Origin of the sequence: Vibrio genomosp. F10 str. 9ZD137 (assembly GCF_049974785.1) — a bacterium.
Lineage (GTDB): Bacteria > Pseudomonadota > Gammaproteobacteria > Enterobacterales > Vibrionaceae > Vibrio.
In genome coordinates this window covers 1-3,840 of the sequence record NZ_JBNGCJ010000512.1, presented here as the reverse complement: position 1 = coordinate 3,840, position 3,840 = coordinate 1, and the positions used below count along the sequence as shown (strand labels likewise).

4 protein-coding genes and 1 other RNA gene are annotated in these 3,840 nt (G+C 44.7%); 2 read left to right on the top strand and 3 right to left on the bottom strand.

Going from position 1 to position 3,840, the window contains the following annotated elements; translation table 11 throughout:
* The 3 genes from ACP45E_RS12475 to ACP45E_RS12465 all read right to left on the bottom strand — a co-directional run.
* Positions 1 to 256, bottom strand: a 256-nt coding sequence (locus tag ACP45E_RS12475) for an SIS domain-containing protein (protein WP_141707324.1), incomplete at its 3' end; no start/stop codon positions are given.
* 3 nt (positions 257 to 259) lie between these two features.
* Positions 260 to 628, bottom strand: a complete 369-nt coding sequence (locus ACP45E_RS12470; protein WP_017035525.1) for a YraN family protein — start codon at positions 626 to 628, stop codon at positions 260 to 262.
* Complete coding sequence (locus ACP45E_RS12465) at positions 615 to 2,420, bottom strand: penicillin-binding protein activator (RefSeq protein ID WP_017035524.1); 1,806 nt, start codon at positions 2,418 to 2,420, stop codon at positions 615 to 617. Before ACP45E_RS12465 ends, ACP45E_RS12470 begins: the two co-directional genes overlap by 14 nt.
* Positions 2,421 to 2,489: 69 nt before the next feature.
* Between ACP45E_RS12465 and rsmI the strand changes: the two genes are divergently transcribed.
* Together rsmI and rnpB are read left to right on the top strand one after the other, a co-directional pair.
* On the top strand, positions 2,490 to 3,353 hold the full coding sequence (gene rsmI / locus ACP45E_RS12460; RefSeq protein ID WP_017035523.1) for a 16S rRNA (cytidine(1402)-2'-O)-methyltransferase: 864 nt from the start codon (positions 2,490 to 2,492) through the stop codon (positions 3,351 to 3,353).
* Between the two features lie 141 nt (positions 3,354 to 3,494).
* An RNA gene (gene rnpB, locus ACP45E_RS12455) (RNase P RNA component class A) lies at positions 3,495 to 3,840 on the top strand; the annotation flags it as partial.

Below are 3,840 nucleotides of genomic sequence, written 5' to 3'. Positions count from 1 at the left end.
GCGTTGTATTGTCCGCCGTTAGAGCCATGGCTGGTAAGCTTGGACGCTCAGTTTCAAAGCGATTTAAAAGGCAAGAGACGAATTGCTGGGCATTTGATGAGGAACCACCATTACCACAGCAAAGAATCTTGTTGCCGTTGAGTAGGCTAGCAACCATTGCTTGTGCAGCATGAGTAATTGCATCCGGAAGTGCTTCGGCTGCGGCAATTTGAATTTGAATGCTTTCAGTGAAGCTATCTTTAATGCTATCGAGCATCGGTTATCCTTGGGTGATTGCGTTTTTAATCCATTCGATCTGCTTACCTTGCTGGTGAATAGCAATAACATCAAAACGGAGATCGGTTTGCTCAACAGAGCGATTTGTTTTTAAAAGCCAATAATGGGCTGTTTTGAGTAATTTGGCGACTTTGCTCGGAGAAACGGTTTCAGCTGCGTGACCGTAGCGTTTATTTTCACGGTAGCGAACTTCAACAAAAACGATGGTAGTACCGTCTTTCATAATGAGATCGATTTCCCCGCAGCGAGCGGTGAAGTTTCTCTCAATAACCATGAGACCGCAACCTTCTAGATGATTTTTAGCGACAGTCTCATAGTGTTGACCTTTGTCTCTGCGGCTAAAGAGCCCCATGCTCAGCCCAGCTAATTTCTCTTTGCACAATGCAATTTTCATCGATACGCAGAAGGCCTGTTTGGCCTTGGTAGCTATGATCTGGCATGATCTTCATTTGCGGTAATTGATCCATCATATGATAAGCATCAATGCCAAGCGCTTGAAGGCGGCGTTCAGAGTTTGAATCTTTTTCCCATAGCTGTTCCATTTGAGCCATTAAAGGCGTGTCTTTTTGAAGCAACAGCGGTATATCACTGTAGGTGATACCCGTCAGATCTTCATACTGCTTATTGCCACTGTTACTACGAGAGTTGGAAAACAATTTTGGTGGCTTTGTATCTGGATTAATCGCAACTTCAATAAATGGCTTAATCAATGTCAATTCAGGCCCGCTAGCGACAATATAGACCGCATCGATATCGCGACGGCTGCGAGGTTGGCTTTCTAAAGGTATCGCCAGTAGCCCCTCAATCTGAGCAATATGCTGTTGGCTATCTTGCAATCCAAACACCGAGTTAATGTTACGTTGAAGCTGGCGCTTGTCACCAAACAGGTTAACAGCCACCTTGTTATCATTAAGCTTTTCCCATTCTGCAGTAAACGCTTCGCTAACTCGTTGACCAAGCTTGCCTTGTGGCGCTAAAACTAATGGGTATTGATAACCTTGTTGGTGTAAGTATTTTGCTGCTTGAGCGACTTCTTGCTCCGGAGAAAGAGCGATGTAGCAGGTGCCTGTTCCTATTTCCAAGTTATCGGGAATATTGAGCGCTAAGGTTGGAATGTGCTGGCTTAGATTGGTTTGAATTTCTTCCAGTTGCTCTACATTATCTTTTGTTAAAGGCCCAACAATAAAATCGATACGCTTCTCAACTAATATGGCTTCAAGTTCAGTTCGTCCGGTTTTATTGGTGTCGACGATAGTGAGGGTCGCTTGTTCATCACGATTTTCGTCATTCATCATCGCCATGATAAAGCCGTCACGGATTAACTGAGCTTGTTTTGAAAACTTACCCGAAAGAGGAAGTAAGATGGCCGTATTTTTTGGCTTGGTTATTTCTAAATCCAATACGTCTTGAATCGCTTGTGGAGTATACATCACGGCTGGGTGTGTTGGGTTCTCTTCAAACCATTTCTCAAGACTGTTTTTAAGCATTGGGATGCTGTTCGCGAGCGTCTTCATATAAACGCTCAGCTGAACCCAACCGTCAATGATCTCTTCACTTTCTGAAGCGCTTAAAAGCGCCATCTGATCCGATTGATAACGTTCAAGGTTGGTCCAGATTAAGTTGGCTGTTTGCTGCTGTTCAACCTCATCTTGGTAGGCACTGAGGTAGACAAGCTCTTTACTGGCTTCAAAAAATCTTGCTTGATTGGTGTATAAGTCTGCTCTGAGTTGGTAGTAGTCAACCCATTGCTGGTCTGGTAACGACCATTGCTTTTGAAAGTTGAGTTGTGACAATGCCTGTTGATATTCACCAACACTGTTAAGCAGCTCAGCGCGTGACAGTTGCCATTCCGACTGTTGCAGCTCATCCAGGGGAAGCTTAACGATTCTCTTTGATAGACGGTTAGCCAGATCGATATCGTTACTTTCAATCGCGGCTTTAAACGCCATGATTAACCAGTCTCTTTGAATCGAACCTTGTGCACTGTCTGCCTGCATTAAATAGCTCTCAGCCGATTGCGCAGGATCTTGCAAAATATCAACATAGGTCGGTGCTGAAGGTGTAGATGAACACGCACTCAACACGATTGCGAGTGCAACAGGTGTGAGCAAGCGTGGTACACTGATTCTCTTATGGTTCTTCATAGCCATGCATTCTTATACTTGTAAGTGTAAAATTATCTCTATATTAATCGTTGAAGTGATGGTAAACAAATGACAGACAACAAAACATTGCCAGCAGAGATCCCAACTCTCTATATTGTTCCGACTCCAATAGGCAATTTGGGTGATATTACCCAGCGTGCCATCGATGTTTTATCAACCGTCGATGTAATTGCCGCTGAAGATACTCGCCATACGGGTCGATTACTCGCTCATTTCAACATTAAAACTAAGACCTTCCCGTTGCATGATCACAATGAACAGCAAAAAGCTCAAGTATTAGTTGATAGATTATGTGAAGGGCAGTCTATCGCATTAGTGTCTGATGCGGGTACGCCTTTAATTAGTGATCCAGGATACCACCTTGTGAATCAATGTCGTCAAGCAGGTGTAAGAGTTGTGCCTTTACCGGGGGCTTGTGCTGTTATTACCGCACTCAGCGCGTCAGGGCTTCCATCGGATCGCTTTAGCTTTGAAGGCTTCTTACCGCCAAAAAGCAAAGGCCGCAAAGATAAATTTTTGGAAATCGCGAAAGCAGAGCGCACCTGTATCTTTTACGAATCTCCTCACCGAATCTTAGATTCTCTTAGCGATATGCTTGATATTTTGGGGCCAAACCGAGAAGTGGTGCTGGCTCGTGAGATCACTAAAACTTTTGAAACCATTAAAAAGCTGCCTTTAGGTGAATTAATTGAATGGGTAAACAGCGATGAAAATCAGCGCCGTGGTGAAATGGTGCTGCTTATTCATGGCTTTAGAGACAATGCCGAAGAAACCATGCCAGACGAAGTCACCAGAACGTTGACCATTTTGACGAAAGAATTACCCCTTAAAAAAGCGGCGGCAATGACGGCTGAAATCTATAACTTAAAGAAAAATGCACTGTATAAATGGGGTTTAGAGCATTTAAGTTAACCTTCTTTTTGTAGTTGAATAGTAATCGATGTGGTTAAAGTGCAAGCAGGGCATGGTGTGTTTTTGTTAGAAAGCTTACAAAATGTTCATTTGATGACATCTTCCTAGACAGGCTTTACGCTTATCTATACAATTCGCCTCGGAGTTGACTGGGTAATCGCTGCTTCATTGATGTCCTTCGGGAGACTGATGGAGGGGAGGAACGTCCGGGCTCCATAGAGCAGGGTGCCAGGTAACGCCTGGGGAGCGTGAGCTCACGACAAGTGCAGCAGAGAGAAGACCGCCGATGGCCTCATTTCTTCGGAAGAGGCACAGGTAAGGCTGAAAGGGTGCGGTAAGAGCGCACCGTGCGTCTGGTAACAGTTCGTAGCAAGGTAAACTCCACCCGGAGCAAGATCAAATAGGCCCTCACATTGCGCTGCTCGCGTATGGGGGCGGGTAGATTGCTTGAGCCTGTGAGCGATTGCAGGCCTAGACGAATGGTTAC

Bases quoted from the DNA above. Each gene is read 5' to 3' on its own strand.
- ACP45E_RS12465 (WP_017035524.1), bottom strand. From the start codon at position 2,420: ATGAAGAACCATAAGAGAATCAGTGTACCACGCTTGCTCACACCTGTT.
- ACP45E_RS12470 (WP_017035525.1), bottom strand. From the start codon at position 628: ATGGGGCTCTTTAGCCGCAGAGACAAAGGTCAACACTATGAGACTGTC.
- rsmI (WP_017035523.1), top strand. From the start codon at position 2,490: ATGACAGACAACAAAACATTGCCAGCAGAGATCCCAACTCTCTATATT.